Source organism: Leifsonia sp. Root1293, assembly GCF_001425325.1.
In the GTDB taxonomy this organism is placed as follows: Bacteria; Actinomycetota; Actinomycetes; order Actinomycetales; family Microbacteriaceae; genus Orlajensenia.
Map to the genome: position 1 here is coordinate 2,486,214 of NZ_LMEH01000001.1, position 15,438 is coordinate 2,501,651.

Genomic DNA, 15,438 nt, shown 5'->3' on the forward strand with positions numbered 1-15,438 from the left:
GCCATGCTCCGTGACCTCGCCGCCGTCTTCGTCGGCGGCTTGGTGGGAACAGGCCTGCGGGTGTCGATCGATGCGGCACTGCCGCATTCCGGTGCCCAGTTCCCGTTGTCGACCCTGATCCTCAACGTGTCGGGCGCCCTGGTGCTGGGGCTGCTCGTCGGCGGCCTCTGGAAACGTCCCGGCGTTCCCCACTGGCTCCGCGCAGGACTGGGCGCCGGCGTGCTGGGCTCGTTCACGACCTTCTCCGCCGTCATGGTCTCGGTGGTGGGCATGAGCGCCGCGGATGCCGTCGGTCCGGCAACCGTCTACCTCGGGGCCTCGATCGTGCTCGGCCTCGCTGCGGCGTTCATCGGCCTCCGCCTCGGATCGACGCTGGCGCACCTCATGATGCCCGGTGAAATCCAGGAGGGAGACACGCTGTGACTCCTCTCGTCGTGATCGCGACCCTGCTGTGCGGGGCGATCGGTGCCGTCATCCGCTACCTCGTGACCAAGGCCCTTCCCGTCGTGCCCGGCCACCTGCCGCGCGGTGTGCTGATCGTCAACGTCGTCGGATCGCTCGTCGGCGGACTGACCCTGGGTCTCGCCGAACGTGCCGCGGTCTCTCCTGAATGGCAGTTCGTCATCCTGAGCGGTGTCTGCGCCGGCCTGACCACCTTCAGCACCTGGACCGTCGAGACCATCGAGCTCGCCGAGGGCGGGCGCTGGTGGGCAGCAGGGCTGAACATCGCCGTCACGCTGGCCCTCGGCTTCGCAGTCACCCTGGGCGCCTACCTGCTCGTGCGGTGAGCCGCCCGCCGGTCGAGTAGCGCCCGAGCTCAGCGAGGACGCGTATCGAGACTCCATCCAGCGAGCCGATCAGTGCGAATGATCTCGATACGCGTGCTCCTGCGTCGCTCGCTACTCGATCAACGTCGGTGAGATGAACCGTCTACAGCAGCGCCACGATCTGCCGCGCGATCATGCGGCCGGCGCGCTGAGCACCGATGGTCGACGCCTGAGGTCCATATCCGGCGAGGAAGACCCGCGGATCACTCCATGACGCACCGGCCCCGACGCTCACGCCTCCGGTCTTCTCCCGCAGCTTGAGCGGTGCCAGCTGGCGAAGCTCCGGCCGAAACCCCGTGGCCCAGATGATGGCATCGGCTGGCGAGAACGATCCGTCGCTCCAGCGAACGCCGTCGGGCTCGATGCGCTCGAACATGGGGCGGGCGTCGAGCACCCCGCGCTCGATGCCGGCGGCGATGCGCCGGCTCCTGGGCACTCCCGTTCCGCTCACGATGCTCGGCAGTGCACGGCCCGATCGAGCGGCCTCATCCTGCGCCGCGACGGCGGCGGATGCCCCCTCGAGGTCGAGTGCCTCCCCATCCACCCAGTCGATCGGCCGGCGGGACGCCCAGACGGTACTCGCCGCAACCCCCTCGAGCTCCAGCAGGAACCCGATGGCAGACGTTCCGCCTCCGACGACCACTACATTCTGGTCGCGGAATTCTTCGGCCGACACGTAGTCGGAGGTGTGCACGTGGCGGCCGGCGAAGTCGCGCATGCCCGGGTAATAGGGAACGAACGGCGATCCCCATGTCCCGGTCGCGTTCACCAGGAAGCGCGTGCGGGTCTCTCCCTGCGAGTGATGCACGAGCAGGTCGACGCCGGCGTTCTCGACGCTCGACACCTCGACAGGTCGACGCACCTTGAGTCCGTAGTACTGCTCGTAGCTGCCGTAGTAGGCGCCGACGATCTCGCGAGCCGACCAACTGCGGTCGGCCGTATCGAAGCTCAGGCCCATCTCGGCCATGCCCGGCAGGTCGTTGACCTTGTGCGCCGTGCCGAGCTTCAGCGCCTCCCAGCGGTGCTGCCAGGCGCCGCCTGCGCCGGGCCCGCGATCGAGCACCTGGAAATCGACGCCGGGCTCCAGATCGAACCGCTTCAGGTAGTACGCCACCGACAATCCGGCCTGACCGGCACCGATGACCACCACGCTGGTCGCCGCGATCGACATACACCCTCTTCCCGTCGCGGCGCTGTGAGCACAGGCCGAAGTCCGGCCAGTGCTCCATGCTAAACTACGGGGAAGTTTTCATTAGTCCGGTCCACAGTCCGGGAGGCGATCACGCCACCGGCCAGCATTGTGAGGGGGTCTCGCATGGGGCGTGGCCGTCAGAAGGCGAAGCACACCAAGGTCGCTCGCGAGCTCAAGTACTTCAGCCCCGACACCAACTACGGTGCCTTGGAGCGTGAGTTGACGCACGGCGACGCTCGTGTCGTCGACGAGCGGCTCGACGAGGACCTCGCCAAGTGGCCCGAATACGAGGCCAGCGGGTCCGACGACTACGTCGACCACTATGCGACCGAAGACGAGCAGAAGCGCGCCTAGCGTTCTCTTGTCTTCTTCAGCGCGGCGCGATCATTCGCGTCGCGCTTTCGCGTTCGCTGCACGGCAGATCACGCTCGCAGGCGTGACCGGATGCCCGAGCGACGCGGCGACCGCTGATCAGGCGGCGTAGCCGCCGACCAGACGCACGGCTCCGCCGTTCACGCCCTTCTCGCCCTGCACGAAGGCACTGAGGTCGCGGCCGGCCGTGGAGACGTGGCCCGCGATCCAGCTCGGGATCCCCTCGGCCTGCATGCGCGCGATGACGCCGGCTGCCGCATCCGCTGCAACGACCGCGAACATGCCGATGCCGAGGTTCCACGTGCCCTCTGAGCTTTCGAGCGTGGTACCCGCGATGTCGCTGAGGACCCGGAACACCGGCGACGGCGACCAGCTGGCACGGTCGAGCTCGACCCAGCTGCCGACGGGCAGGACGCGTGCGAGGTTGGCCGCGATCCCGCCGCCCGTCACGTGGCTGAGGGAGTGCACGGAGCCGGCGAGGTCGGGATCTGCGAGCAGGCGTACGAGCGGCCCGGTGTAGAGCCGTGTCGGCTCGAGCAGCGCCTCGCCCACGAGTCCGCCGAGCTCCGGCAGCGAATCCGTGTAGCCGATGCCGCCCTCGCTCAGGATGTGGCGAACGAGCGAGAAGCCGTTGGAGTGCAGGCCGGACGACGACAGCGCGACGACGACGTCGCCGTCGCGCGCGCGATCGGCGCCGAGCAGCGCGTCGGCCTCGACGGCGCCGACGGCGGCGCCTGCCACGTCGTAGTCGTCCGGACCCAGAAGCCCGGGGTGCTCGGCGGTCTCCCCACCCACGAGCGCGGTTCCGGTCTCGGCGCAGGCCTTCGCGATGCCGCCGACGATGGCGGCGATGCGCTCCGGCACGACCTTGCCGCAGGCGATGTAGTCGGTCATGAAGAGGGGTGTCGCGCCCACGACGATGATGTCGTCGACCACCATGCCCACGAGGTCCTGGCCGATGGTGTCGTGCTTGTCGATGGCCTGCGCGATGGCGACCTTCGTGCCGACGCCGTCGGTCGAGGTGGCTAGCAGCGGGCGCGAGAACCGGGTGAGGAACGACACGTCGTAGAGGCCTGCGAACCCTCCGACGCCTCCCAGGACGTTGGGGCCGTGCGTCTTGGCGACGGCCTCCTTCATCAGCTCGACGGCGAGATCGCCAGCAGCGGTGTCGACTCCGGCTGCGGCGTAGGACGAGTTGGCGCTCACGCGTCCAGAGTACCGGCTCGCCGACGGGCGGATCGGCCCGGCGGGATCCGCGCCGGTCCGCGCCTGCGCGTGCTGCGCGGCGTAGAATTCTCGGCATGAGCATCGGCGGTCAGCCGTCCTGGATGATCCACGAGGATTCGAGCATCCCCGTGCTCCTCGCGCTGTGGGTTCGCGAGACTCTGCACATCGCCTCCCCGACCGACCTGCCCCGACTTCGCGGGGTTCCCGTCGCCGATGCTCCCGTGCGCGACGTCGACCAGCAGGACCGCCTCGAACGCCAGTGGCGCGAGTGGTGGGCCATGACGGTCGAGCCCGAGGCGCATCCGTCGCCGGTGCCCCTCGAACTCATCGAGGAGTACGGAACCTGGGTGGCCCTGCCGACGACTGGGGCCGACGACCTGGCCGAGGCCATCCGTCCCCTGCACGTGGCCGCGACCTCCTGGGTGGAGTGGGCGCGCAACGGCTACACGAAGGCGGCGATCGGCCGCCCGTCCGACAGCTACCGCGCCTACGCGGGCACCATCGCCGAACATGAGCGGGAGGTGGGCCGACGTGCCCACTCCTTCGAGTTGAACGTCGAGGTGCTGCCGCTCGCCGAGCGCGGCGTCTGGTGGATCGGATCGCTCACCGTGGCCGTGACGGACTCGCTGCGAACGGATGCAGCAGCCTTCGACGCGGCGATCCATCCGATCATCGCCGAGATCGCGTAGCTCCCCCGCGAGTCGAGTAGCGCGAGCGGATCGAGTCGGCCCCGCTGGTCGAGTAGCCAGCGAGCGGAGCGAGTCGGCCCCGCTGGTCGAGTAGCCGGCGAGCGGAGCGAGTCGGCGTATCGAGACCCCGTTCCGCGCGCCGGTGAGCGTGATCTCGATACGTGACCTCGCTGCGCTCGGGCACTACTCGATCAACGGGACCCGGCGGCATCCGTGCAGCGAATCCGCAGCCTGCGATGTGCGAGACTTGTCGCGGCCCGATTCTGGGCCGAAAAGCCAACCCCCGGGAGCCCTTTCCGCATGTGCGGCATCGTCGGCATCGTCTCGACTGAGGCGGCCAATCAGCAGGTCTACGACAGCCTCCTCCTCCTGCAGCACCGCGGGCAGGACTCGACCGGAATCGCGACGGCCGACGGCCCGACCTTCCACATCACGAAGGCGAAGGGCCAGGTTCGCGAGGCGTTCCGCACCCGTGACATGCGCTCGCTGCTCGGCAACATGGGACTCGGTCACGTTCGCTACGCCACCAAGGGCGCCGCCGAGCGCGAGGACGAAGCGCAGCCGTTCTACGTGAACGCCCCGTACGGCATCATCCTCGTGCACAACGGCAACCTCACGAACACCCGCGAGCTCAGCGACGACCTGTTCCGCATCGACCGCCGCCACGTGAACTCGGCGAGCGACACGGAGATGCTGCTGAACGTTCTCGCAACCGAACTGCAGGGTCAGATCACCAGCCTCTCCCTCGACCCGGCTCAGATCTTCGAGGCCGTCACCCAGGTGCACGAGCGCGTCGAGGGCTCCTACGCCGTCATCTCCCTCATCGCGGGCTACGGCCTGCTGGCGTTCCGTGATCCCTACGGCATCCGCCCGCTCATCCTCGGCCGTCGTCTGACGGATGCCGGCAAGGAGGAGTGGATCGTCGCATCGGAGTCGCTCGTTCTCGAGAACGGCGACTACGAGATCGTGCGCGACGTGGCGCCTGGCGAGGCCATCTTCATCTCGCTCGACGGCACGATGCACTCGAAGCAGTGCGCTCGAAACCCGCGCCTGGTTCCGTGCTCGTTCGAGTACGTCTACCTCGCCCGCCCCGACTCGGTGATGAACGGCATCTCGGTCTACGAGGCGCGCCTGCGCATGGGCGACCGCCTGGCCGACACCATCGCGACCCACATGGACAAGGGCGACATCGACGTCGTCATGCCGATTCCCGACTCGTCGCGCCCGGCCGCCATGCAGGTGGCCCAGAAGCTCGGAATCGAGTACCGCGAGGGCTTCTACAAGAACCGCTACGTCGGCCGCACGTTCATCATGCCGGGCCAGGCGCAGCGCAAGAAGAGCGTGCGCCAGAAGCTCAACGCCATGGGCACCGAGTTCAAGGGCAAGAACATCCTCATCGTCGACGACTCGATCGTGCGCGGCACGACCTCGAAGGAGATCGTCGAGATGGCCCGCGCCGCCGGAGCCAACAAGGTCACCTTCACGTCTGCGGCTCCCCCGGTGCGCTACCCGCACGTCTACGGCATCAACATGCCGTCCCGTACCGAGCTCATCGCCGCCGGCCGCAAGATCCCCGAGATCGGGGCCGAGCTCGGCGCCGACGCGATGATCTACCAGGAGGTGGCCGACCTGCGGTCCGCCATCATCGAGGGCAGCGACGTGACCGACCTCGACCTCTCCTGCTTCACGGGCGAGTACGTCACCGGAACCGTCACCCCCGAGTACCTGGACTGGGTGGAGCGCACGCAGCTCTCCTAGGCCGCCGCGTCGGTTCGGATCCGAAACACCGCCGGTCCGGTCCTCTCGGCGAGGCTCCGTCCGGGCCTGTCCGTGCATCCGTTTACGATTGAGTGTGGAGGGCGCGCTTCTGCCGCGCCCTGGGGAAAGCAGTAGGAGTCGTTGCGCTTCGCTCGTCACGAGCCGCGCAACAGGTACGTGTGCGAGGGGTTCCACATGGATGTGTCGTCGGTCGTTTTCGCGAGCCTGGTCGGTGCCTGTCTCGTTCTCGCGCTCAGCGGGCTCATCCCGGTGATCGCCGCCGCGAGCACCTTCCTGGTCATCCCACTCCACGCCTGGATCAACCACTACGGCAAGGCGAAGGCGTACTTCCCGCGAGTGGCCATCGTCGTCCCCGCGTGGAACGAGGGAGCCGTGATCGGCGCATCCATCGATCGACTGATGAAGCTGGAGTATCCGAAGGAGTCGTTGCGGATCTATGTCGTCGACGATGCGAGCACCGATGCCACACCCGACGTGGTGCGCGAGAAGGAGGCGGTGTATCCCGGCAACGTCGTGCTCCTGCGCCGGGACAACGGCGGGCAGGGGAAGGCTCACACGCTCAACCACGGCATCCGCGAGATCATCGCGGACGAGTGGATGGAGGCGCTGCTCATCATGGATGCCGACGTCATCTACCTGCCGAACTCGCTTCGCCGCATGACCCGGCATCTCGCAGATCCCGAGGTCGGGGCGGTGTCCGCGTACATCCGCGAGGGCAGCCTGGACCGCAACTACCTGACGAAGTTCATCAGCATCGAATACGTCCTCTCCCAGCCCGCCGCCCGGCGTGCCCAGAACGTGCTCGGAGCTCAGGCCTGCCTCGCCGGTGGTGCCCAGCTGCACTCGCGCGAGAATCTCGTCGCCCTCGGTGGCGAGATCGACACGTCGAGCCTCGCCGAAGACACGATCACGACGTTCGAGACGCAGTTGCGCGGTCGCAAGGTGGTGTTCGAGCCACTCGCCGAGGTCCTGGCCGAGGAGCCCCGGAGTGTCGATGGACTCTGGAAGCAACGGCTGCGTTGGGCACGCGGCAACGTCACGGTCACGTCCCGCTATCGCGACATCTGGTTCCGTCCGTCGCGCGCCCACAAGCTGGGAGCCTGGACGTTCGGTGTCGTCTGGTTCAGTCTGTGGCTGCTTCCGATCATCATGGTGGTGTCGTCCATAGGCCTTGCGGGGCTGCTCCTGCTCGACAGCGCGTTCGCCACGTCGGTCTTCCGCACGCTCTGGATCTCCGCTGCGCTGGCCTATCTGTTCGTGCTGATCCTCGGGGCGATGACGGATGCCCGCACGAGCGCACGCGCGTGGGGACATGTGGTCCTGTTCCCGGGAATCGTCAACATGCTCGTGATGATTGCAGCGCTGTTCCCCTCGCTGCTGCTGGTCTGGCTCCCGGGCCTGCTCGGTGTCACGCTGGATGATCGCACCCTGTTTCTCATCACCCTGGCCATCTACGTCTGGATCCCGTTCTCCATGGTGGTGGCCTGGCTGGCCCGGCGTGCCGAGCGGACGGTGCTCGGGAGCTGGCTCACGCCGGCGCTGATCTACCTGGCCGGCTACGGCTCGCTCCTGTGCGCGATCACCTTCGATTCCTACTTCAAGGAGATGGCCGGCGTGGAGGCGCGCTGGGACAAGACGGAGAAGGTCGGTCGGGTCAGCGCGAGCTGAGGCCGACGCTCGCCTCCAGGGTGTCCCGCCGGTGGGCTAGGTTGGGGCCGTGAAGAGCAATCGGGTGTTCCTGATCACGGGTGTCGTCCTGGGCTGCATCGGTCTGGTGTGGACACTGCAGGGAATCAACGTGCTTCCGGGTTCCGCCATGAGCGGGTCGACATTGTGGGCCACCATCGGTCCCGTGGTTCTCCTCGTGGGCCTGGTGCTGATCGTCGTGGCCATCGCACGGCGGCGCCGGCACCACCCTCGCTGAGTGCCGCTGCGCGAGCACCCTCGGGACGATGGGCGTGATGCCGCGAGGCGAGGGTGACCGCCGCGCCCGTCAGTCGAGGGGCTCGAACTCGTTGAGCCGCCAGGTCTGGTCGAACCACGGCTCCAGCGGCCCGTAGAGGCGGAAGAGCTGGAACCACGCCTTGCCCGGGATGGTCTCCACCCAGTTCGACTCCTTGCCCTCGGGGGCGACAGGGCCGAAGTAGAGGTCGTACGAGCCGTCGTCGTTCTGCTGGATTTTGCCGTCGTTGCTGGCGACGGCGGGATACGGGGTGGACGGAACGACGAGAAGCGAGCGCGTCTGGGTGTCGTAGACGTCGACCGCCCAGAAGTTCTTCGCCGGCGGGTTGGCATCGACGTGCAGGCGGTACGAGCGTGCGCCGTCGAGCAGGTCTCCATTCGCATCGTGGACTGTGTAGGCGTAGGCCGAGCCGGCACCGACCTGCGCATGCGCCATGGCCGGCGTGATGACAGTGGCCAGATAGTGGAACTGGGTGCGCGCGTCGAGGAGTCGGGCGCCGTTCCGCAGGAACTCGTAGCTGCCGCCGACGAAGCCGTTGCGCCAGGAACCGTAGAGAACGGCATCGGGATCGCGCGGCGCGTAACCGAGCACGCGTGCGATGCCGGCGGCGACAGGTGCGGCCCGTTCGAGGATCGCCTTCAGCCGGTCGTCCGGGGCGAACAGTTCTCCGTGCACGATGCCGATCGCAGCGAGCTGACCTGCACGCTCGGCATCGAGCGCTTCGATGGGCTCCTCCTGCACGAGCTCGGCGACCTCCTCGTAGAACGAGAAGTCGTTGGCGTGCACTGTGTTGACCGGGGTCTCAGCGATGTTGATGAATTCGTTCTCGTCGGGGCCGTCGGCCTCCGCGAGCGGGTAGATGCGCGTCTGCTTCATGGCAGGGACCCCACCGAGAGCGCGCAGCACCACGAAGTTCGTATAGGTCGGCGTGCGGTAGACGAAGTATCCATCGGGAACGTCGCCCTCGAAGTCCGGCGGCAGGAACAGGTACTTGCCGCCAGCCCCCTTGTCCGGGCCCGCGATGCCCATGTCGGCGACGTAGCGGAACCAGAAGTCATCGACCACGCACAGCGACTGCGGTGGCGCTTCGATGACAGTCGGGCCCCAGGCCTTCAGGTCGAGCATCGTGACGCCATAGGTCGTCTCGGTGTTCGGGGTGAGGAAGATGGCCTTCGACGTCGCCCTCGGCTCGGTGATGCCGATCTGGCGAGCAGTGGTCACACCGGCTGCGCGGAGACCGTTGCGGAAGGCGACGAGAGACGCTCCTGGGACGGCGTTCAGGAACACCTCGATCCCGCGCATCAGATCGAGGGCGTCGTACGCTGTGGCGACGGTCTCGGGCAGCGGGAGCCCGTCGAAGAATCGAAGGTCGCCGAAAGGCGAGGGAATCGTGTCCGGTGCGCTCAGCGAGGCCACGGCTCTCGCCATTTCGTCTGTGCTGAGCCCTGCGCTGTTCTCTTCGGACATGCATCCCCCTCGATCTGGGCGCCCTCTCGAGACGCCCCGGCGTACTCGTATGTCTATCGCACGATCGGCGAAGAGGTCGTCATCCTGAAGGGGTGATCGAGGCGACCGAGTGGCGGATCAGTCCTCGCGCGTCGTCAGCGTCGTGTGCTCGACCTGCTCGGTGTGGGCGCGCTTGGACAGCACCCGATCGAAGACCAACGCGATGACGGCCCCCAGCGCCAGGCCGATGACACCGCAGAGCAGCAGGAGGAAGCCGAAGACCTGGCCGATGCTGAACTCGGGGTTGGCGGGGAACGTGACGGTCAGGATCAGTGCGACCAGGATTCCCACGATGGCGCCCGCCAGGAGGAACCGGAGGTAGCGGGGGGAACGGCGAACCACGGCCTCACCGCGCACGATCTCGACGGTCGCGGCGTCGGCATCCGTCACTCCCTCGGGCTTAGAGGCGGGACGATCGGCGGGGTTCTCGAGGCTCACCCCTCCATTGTCCCACTCGCCCGCCCTGCTCGCTGAGGCCCGGACGGAGTCCGCGGTCGAAGCGCGTCGACGGCGCAGCGCCCTGCGCTCAGCTCGCAGCGCTCAGCGCTCAGCGAGCGAGGGTGCGCCTACCGAACGACCGGCAGCAGCCCGTCGAGCTGCGCACGCTGGCCGGAGGCGTGCACTCGGCCCGACCCCAGCGCGTCATCCCACGCCTCGGCGCCGGTGGCGAGGCCGAGCCAGGTCGCGGCATCCGTCTCGATGACGTTCGGCGGAGTTCCGCGCGTGTGGCGGGGGCCCTCGATGCACTGAGTGGCTCCGAACGGCGGCACCCGAACCTCGACGGTGTTGCCGGGGGCGCGGTCGGCGAGTGCCTGCAGCGTGAAGCGCACCGCCATCGCCGTCGTGTCGCGGCTGGCGGATGCGGCATCCGCCTGCCACAGCCGCAGCGCGGCGAGCCCCTGACCCTCATCGATCCGTGCGCGTCCCATGTCTCCATTGTCCCGCGCGACACCGGCGGCCTGAACCGAACGGGTAATCTGAGCCGGTGAAGATTCTCGTTCTGGGCCCGGGTGCGCGCGAGCACGCCATCATCACTGCACTGCTCGCGGATGCCGCCGGCCACGAGGTCATCGCTGCTCCTGGCAACGCGGGCATCGCCGGCGCCGTTCCCGTGTTCCCGATCGACGCCGAGGATCCGGATGCCGTCGCAGCCCTCGCGGCGGAGCACGGCGTCGACCTCGTCGTCGTCGGGCCCGAGGCTCCCCTCGTTGCGGGAGTCGCCGATGCCGTACGGGCCGCAGGCATTCCCGTGTTCGGGCCGGATCAGGCCGCGGCAGCCCTCGAGGGATCCAAGACCTTCGCCAAGCGCATCATGGATGCCGCCGGCGTGCCGACCGGGCGTGCCGTCCGCGCGGCCACGGCGGAAGAGGCTTCCGCAGCCCTGGACGAGTTCGGAGCCCCGTACGTCGTGAAGGCTGATGGGCTGGCTGCGGGCAAGGGCGTGCTCGTCACGAGCGATCGTGCCGCAGCCATCGCCCACGCCGCGCAGTGGGCTCCGCGCGGTGGCGTGCTCATCGAGGAGTTCCTCGATGGCCAGGAGGTGTCGCTGTTCCTGCTCTCCGACGGCGAGCACGTGCTGCCGTTGTCTCCGGCACAGGACTTCAAGCGACTCCTCGACGGCGATGCCGGCCCCAACACCGGCGGCATGGGCGCCTACTCGCCGTTGCCCTGGCTCACCGACGAGTTCGGCTCCGAGCAGGCGTTCGTCGACGAGGTCATCGAGACGATCGCCCTGCCGACGGTGCGCCAGCTCGCCGCAGAGGGAACGCCCTTCGTGGGCCTGCTTTACTGCGGGCTCATCCTCACCTCGAAGGGCATCCGCGTCATCGAGTTCAACGCCCGCTTCGGCGACCCTGAGACCCAGGTCGTGCTCCCCCGTCTCGAGACGCCGCTCGCCGGTCTCCTCTTCGCGGCAGCCACCGGCGCCCTCGGCGAGGTCGAGCGCCCCGTCTTCTCCGACGATGTCGCGGTCACCGTCGTCATCGCCAGCGAGAACTACCCCGAGCCCCCGATCACCGGACGAATCCTCTTCGGGCTCGCGGATGCGGCAGCCGTCGAGGGCGTTCACCTCGCCCACGCGGCCACCGCCCAGGGGGCCGACGGCACGGACGGCGCGGGCGAGCTCATCGCCACAGGCGGACGCGTGCTCAGCGTCGTCGCCGTCGGCTCCGACTTCGGGGAGGCGCGGGCCCGCGCCTACGATGCGCTCGGCCGTATCGGGCTCGAGGGCGGGCAGTTCCGCACCGACATCGCCGCGAAGGTCTCCTGACACCGACGGCCCGGGTCGCACGCGCGACCCCGCGAATTAGACTGGGCGCGTGACCGCGACGCCAGAACAGACGCCAGAGACCGCACCCGACGCGATCGTTCCCGGTTTCACCCGCGTCTACTCCGGCAAGGTGCGCGATCTCTACGAGCCGCTCGACCCGTCGGACGACAGCCTCCTCGTCGTCGCCAGCGATCGCGTGAGTGCCTTCGACCACGCCCTCGAGCCCGGGATCCCGGGCAAGGGTGAGCTGCTCACCACACTGAGCCTGTGGTGGTTCGACCAGCTGCGGGTGCCGAACCACCTCGTGCCCGATCACCGCATCGACGGCTCGAGCCGCATTCCGGCATCCGTCGCGGGGAGGTCGATGCTGGTGAAGAAGCTCGACATGTTCCCGATCGAGTGCGTGGTGCGGGGGTACCTCACCGGTTCCGGCTGGAAGGAGTACCAGGCGACGCAGACGGTGTGCGGCGTGCCACTTCCTGCAGGCCTCGAGAACGGCGACCGACTTCCCGAGCCCATCTACACCCCCGCCTACAAGGCGCCGATGGGCGAGCACGACGAGAACATCGACTTCGAGCAGACAGTCGAGCTCGTCGGGCCGGTCATCGCAGCAGAACTGCGCGATCTCTCCCTCGCGATCTTCGCCCAGGCCTCGCATGTTGCCGAGGGGCGCGGTGTCATCCTCGCCGACACCAAGTTCGAGTTCGGGGCCGACCGGTCCTCCGGCGTCACGACCCTCGCGGACGAGGTTCTCACCAGCGACTCCAGCCGCTACTGGGATGCCGAGGCCTGGCGCACGGGCACGATTCCCGCCGAGCGGATGGCGAGTTTCGACAAGCAGATCGTGCGGGACTGGCTCGCCGCCAATTGGGAGGACGACGGTGTGACGCCTCCGCCCACCCTGCCGAGCGAGATCGTCCAGCGCACGGCGTTGCGCTATCGCGAACTCCTCGAGCGCCTCACCGGCGACGCGGTCTGAGTTCGGATCTGTCGCAGCTGTCGAATTCCGGCGGCATCCGTTCGTCGTCCTGATGAGCGCCCATCACGGCGCGGAACAGGAGACGACCATGACCACCCTGATCGAGATCGACCGCGAGATCGACCGCGAGATCGACGAGACCGAGATCGGCTGGCTGCTCACCAAGCGCGCGGCGGCTGTCAGAGCGATGGATGCCGACTACCTCGTCGCGCGCCATGCTCCGGGATCGACAGGCTTCGACATCACCCCTGCTCGAGACGGACGGCATCATGCCGTGACGGATGCCGCCGCCCTCCGCGACTGGTTCAGGACCTTCGAGGACTCCCTCGACTACTCGGTCCACAACCTGTCCATCGTCGTCGGCGACGACGTGGCGTTCGCGCACAGCCTCGACCACTTCACGGCGACGCCTTTCGGCGCACGGCGCGCCCAGGTCTGGTTGCACGTGACCATGGGATTGCGGCGCATCGGAGGATGCTGGCTGATCACGCACGAGCACAGATCGCTGGCGACACCGCCGGAGTGATCTGGCAGGGTGGACACGGGGCGCCGCTCGGGGCGTTCGGAATATCCCCAGAAATTAGTTGTTGCAACAACCATGACTGATAGCGCACACGATCTCCTCGCCCCCGACACCGGCATGGGTGCCGTCACACTGCGGGTGGGCGACCTCGACGCGATGATCGCGTACTACCGCGACGGCGTCACCCTCGAGTTGATCGCCAACGAGGGCGGCACGGCGGTGCTGGGTCGCGGAACGACGCCGATCATCATCCTGCAGCACGCGCCCGAGCTGAAGGCGGCCGAGCCGCGCAGCGCCGGGCTGTTCCACACGGCCATCGTGTTCGATTCGCAGACCACTCTGGCGCTGGCGATCCACTCTGTGGCGACGCGGTATCCGGGAACCTTCATTGGCAGCGCCGACCACCTGGTGAGCGAGGCGTTCTACTTCACCGACCCGGAGGGCAACGGCGTCGAGCTGTACTGGGACCGCGCCCGCACCACGTGGAGCTGGACGCACGGCCAGGTCGAGATGGCGACCCTCTACCTCGATCCGAACGCCTACCTGCAGGAGCACATCACCGCGGTCGCGCTCGAGGCTGCGGCAGTCGGGCCGGTCGGCACGGCCGTCGTGGGCCACGTTCACCTCTCCGTGGGCGATGTGGCGAGCGCACGGACGTTCTACGTCGACAAGCTCGGCTTCGAGACGACCGCCGAGATCGGCGGATCCGCCCTGTTCGTCTCGGCAGGCGGCTACCACCACCACATGGCGATGAACACCTGGAACAGCGCCGGTGCCGGCAGGCGCGGGCTCGCGCTGGGCCTCGGGCAGGTGGACATCGTGGTGCCGAGCGCCGATGACATCGGAGCCCTCGACGAACGGATGCGGCACTACGGCGTGAAGACGCGTGACGACGGCCGCACCGTCGCCTTCGAGGACCCGTGGGCAAACGCGATCCGGGTCACGGTGGCCGCTCCCTCCGCTCGCTGAGGGCCGCCCGGAGCGCGCGCCCGAAGCGTTTCGGCCTGGTGAGGGCGCTTCGCCCGCGGACTGCGTCCGGGCCTCAGCGAGCGGAGCTCACCTGAGTAGCTAGCGCAGCGGAAACGCCGGACCGAAAACGTGGCCGACGAAGTCGCCCGGGTCTTCGGTCCGGCGTTTCCGCCATAAATTCAGTCCGTAAGCTCGATCGTCACGTCGATGTTGCCGCGGGTGGCGTTCGAGTACGGGCACACCTGGTGTGCGGCGTCGACCAGGGCCTGGGCCTGCTCGGGCTCGATCTCGGGCAGCGAGACCTCGAGAAGTACGGCGAGCTGGAACCCACCCTGGCCGTTCGGTCCGATGTCGACACGACCACCGACGGTGGAGTCGACGAGCTTGACCTTCTGGGTGCGGGCGACCGCGTGCAGCGCGGAGTGGAAGCAGGCCGCGTATCCGGCGGCGAAGAGCTGCTCGGGGTTCGAGCCGAGACCCGACCCGCCCATCCCCGTCGGGATCGCCATGTCGAGGTCGACGCGACCGTCGGTCGAGCGCACGCGGCCGTTGCGGCCCTCGCCTGTCGAGAGGGCTTCGGCGGTGTAGAGAACGTCCATCATCTTCTTTCCTTATGTTGTGGCATCCGTCGGCGTGCGCAGCCCGGCGGTCACCTCGTTCATTCCGGCGGTCAGCTCGCGCAGGGTCTGCAGGAGTGCAGGTGCGGTCTCAGCCGACAGCCGGGTCGCTTCCGCGACGCAGCGCGGAATGTCATGGAGTTCTGTGCGCAGTTCCTCGCCGCGAGCGGTCAGCGACACGATCACGACCCGCTCGTCGCGTCCGTCGCCTCGCCTGCGTTCGACGAGGCCGCGCTCCTCGAGTCGCTTCAGCAGCGGGGACAGCGTTCCGGAGTCGAGACCCAGGTGGTCGCCGAGGCGGCGCACCGACGATGCGCCCTCGGTCCAGAGCAGCACCAGAACGAGGTACTGCGTGTAGGTGAGGCTCCACGGTGCGAGCAGCTCGCGGTAGGCGACGCTCGTGGCGTGCGAGGCGCGGTAGAGCGCGAAGCACACCAGGGGGTCGAGCGGAGACGGATGCACGGAGTCGTCCGGCGACGTCGTCGTCGCGGGTGCGCTGTCGGTGGTCATGCAGCAACGATTGCAC

General features: G+C 68.2%; 18 protein-coding genes. 11 read left to right on the forward strand and 7 right to left on the reverse strand.

What is annotated here, in order from left to right; all coding sequences use genetic code 11:
* Positions 1 to 3: 3 nt before the first annotated feature.
* Positions 4 to 423 (forward strand): fluoride efflux transporter FluC, encoded by a 420-nt coding sequence (locus ASC59_RS11645; protein ID WP_055822429.1) that lies wholly within the window; start codon positions 4 to 6, stop codon positions 421 to 423.
* Positions 420 to 788 (forward strand): fluoride efflux transporter FluC, encoded by a 369-nt coding sequence (locus ASC59_RS11650; RefSeq protein WP_055822431.1) that lies wholly within the window; start codon positions 420 to 422, stop codon positions 786 to 788. The genes ASC59_RS11645 and ASC59_RS11650 overlap by 4 nt, the downstream gene beginning before the upstream one ends.
* A 142-nt stretch (positions 789 to 930) precedes the next feature.
* Here ASC59_RS11650 and ASC59_RS11655 read toward each other — a convergent pair whose 3' ends face one another.
* Positions 931 to 1,998: an NAD(P)-binding domain-containing protein gene (locus tag ASC59_RS11655; protein WP_055822434.1), complete on the reverse strand. Its 1,068-nt coding sequence runs from the start codon at positions 1,996 to 1,998 to the stop codon at positions 931 to 933.
* A 144-nt stretch (positions 1,999 to 2,142) separates the two neighbouring features.
* Here ASC59_RS11655 and ASC59_RS11660 point away from each other — a divergent pair, with 144 nt between their 5' ends.
* On the forward strand, positions 2,143 to 2,373 hold the full coding sequence (locus tag ASC59_RS11660) for a DUF3073 domain-containing protein (protein ID WP_055822436.1): 231 nt from the start codon (positions 2,143 to 2,145) through the stop codon (positions 2,371 to 2,373).
* A 117-nt stretch (positions 2,374 to 2,490) separates the two neighbouring features.
* Here ASC59_RS11660 and purM read toward each other — a convergent pair whose 3' ends face one another.
* The gene (gene purM / locus ASC59_RS11665; protein WP_055822439.1) at positions 2,491 to 3,597 is read right to left on the reverse strand and encodes a phosphoribosylformylglycinamidine cyclo-ligase; all 1,107 of its coding nucleotides are present in this window, start codon (positions 3,595 to 3,597) and stop codon (positions 2,491 to 2,493) included.
* Positions 3,598 to 3,692: 95 nt separating this feature from the next.
* Between purM and ASC59_RS11670 the strand changes: the two genes are divergently transcribed.
* From ASC59_RS11670 to ASC59_RS11685, 4 genes are all read left to right on the forward strand, one after another.
* The gene (locus ASC59_RS11670) at positions 3,693 to 4,307 is read left to right on the forward strand and encodes a hypothetical protein (protein ID WP_055822442.1); all 615 of its coding nucleotides are present in this window, start codon (positions 3,693 to 3,695) and stop codon (positions 4,305 to 4,307) included.
* Positions 4,308 to 4,607: 300 nt separating this feature from the next.
* The gene (gene purF, locus ASC59_RS11675; RefSeq protein ID WP_055822445.1) at positions 4,608 to 6,065 is read left to right on the forward strand and encodes an amidophosphoribosyltransferase; all 1,458 of its coding nucleotides are present in this window, start codon (positions 4,608 to 4,610) and stop codon (positions 6,063 to 6,065) included.
* A 195-nt stretch (positions 6,066 to 6,260) separates the two neighbouring features.
* Entirely contained in the window at positions 6,261 to 7,754 is a 1,494-nt protein-coding gene (locus tag ASC59_RS11680) for a glycosyltransferase family 2 protein (RefSeq protein WP_055822448.1), read from the forward strand.
* A 49-nt stretch (positions 7,755 to 7,803) separates the two neighbouring features.
* On the forward strand, positions 7,804 to 8,010 hold the full coding sequence (locus tag ASC59_RS11685; protein ID WP_055822450.1) for a hypothetical protein: 207 nt from the start codon (positions 7,804 to 7,806) through the stop codon (positions 8,008 to 8,010).
* Between the two features lie 69 nt (positions 8,011 to 8,079).
* On the opposite strand, the gene ASC59_RS11690 is transcribed toward ASC59_RS11685, so the two are convergent.
* The 3 genes from ASC59_RS11690 to ASC59_RS11700 form a co-directional block, all read right to left on the reverse strand.
* On the reverse strand, positions 8,080 to 9,516 hold the full coding sequence (locus tag ASC59_RS11690; protein ID WP_082513553.1) for a DUF1254 domain-containing protein: 1,437 nt from the start codon (positions 9,514 to 9,516) through the stop codon (positions 8,080 to 8,082).
* A gap of 117 nt (positions 9,517 to 9,633) precedes the next feature.
* Positions 9,634 to 9,993, reverse strand: a complete 360-nt coding sequence (locus ASC59_RS11695; RefSeq protein ID WP_235492675.1) for a potassium transporter Trk — start codon at positions 9,991 to 9,993, stop codon at positions 9,634 to 9,636.
* Positions 9,994 to 10,121: 128 nt separating this feature from the next.
* Complete coding sequence (locus tag ASC59_RS11700; RefSeq protein WP_055822457.1) at positions 10,122 to 10,484, reverse strand: sterol carrier family protein; 363 nt, start codon at positions 10,482 to 10,484, stop codon at positions 10,122 to 10,124.
* 56 nt (positions 10,485 to 10,540) lie between these two features.
* Here ASC59_RS11700 and purD point away from each other — a divergent pair, with 56 nt between their 5' ends.
* The 4 genes from purD (at position 10,541) to ASC59_RS11720 (ending at position 14,295) form a co-directional block, all read left to right on the forward strand.
* Positions 10,541 to 11,824, forward strand: coding sequence for a phosphoribosylamine--glycine ligase (gene purD, locus ASC59_RS11705; RefSeq protein WP_055822460.1), 1,284 nt, complete (start codon positions 10,541 to 10,543; stop codon positions 11,822 to 11,824).
* Positions 11,825 to 11,873: 49 nt separating this feature from the next.
* Positions 11,874 to 12,803 (forward strand): phosphoribosylaminoimidazolesuccinocarboxamide synthase, encoded by a 930-nt coding sequence (locus tag ASC59_RS11710; RefSeq protein WP_055822463.1) that lies wholly within the window; start codon positions 11,874 to 11,876, stop codon positions 12,801 to 12,803.
* Positions 12,804 to 12,891: 88 nt separating this feature from the next.
* Entirely contained in the window at positions 12,892 to 13,329 is a 438-nt protein-coding gene (locus ASC59_RS11715) for a YybH family protein (RefSeq protein ID WP_162243186.1), read from the forward strand.
* A gap of 72 nt (positions 13,330 to 13,401) precedes the next feature.
* On the forward strand, positions 13,402 to 14,295 hold the full coding sequence (locus ASC59_RS11720; protein WP_055822470.1) for a VOC family protein: 894 nt from the start codon (positions 13,402 to 13,404) through the stop codon (positions 14,293 to 14,295).
* A gap of 179 nt (positions 14,296 to 14,474) precedes the next feature.
* On the opposite strand, the gene ASC59_RS11725 is transcribed toward ASC59_RS11720, so the two are convergent.
* Both ASC59_RS11725 and ASC59_RS11730 read right to left on the reverse strand, forming a co-directional pair.
* A complete protein-coding gene (locus tag ASC59_RS11725) occupies positions 14,475 to 14,894 on the reverse strand; it encodes an organic hydroperoxide resistance protein (RefSeq protein WP_055822473.1) in 420 nt (139 codons plus the stop codon).
* A gap of 12 nt (positions 14,895 to 14,906) precedes the next feature.
* Positions 14,907 to 15,422: a MarR family winged helix-turn-helix transcriptional regulator gene (locus tag ASC59_RS11730; protein ID WP_157488014.1), complete on the reverse strand. Its 516-nt coding sequence runs from the start codon at positions 15,420 to 15,422 to the stop codon at positions 14,907 to 14,909.
* Positions 15,423 to 15,438: the final 16 nt, after the last annotated feature.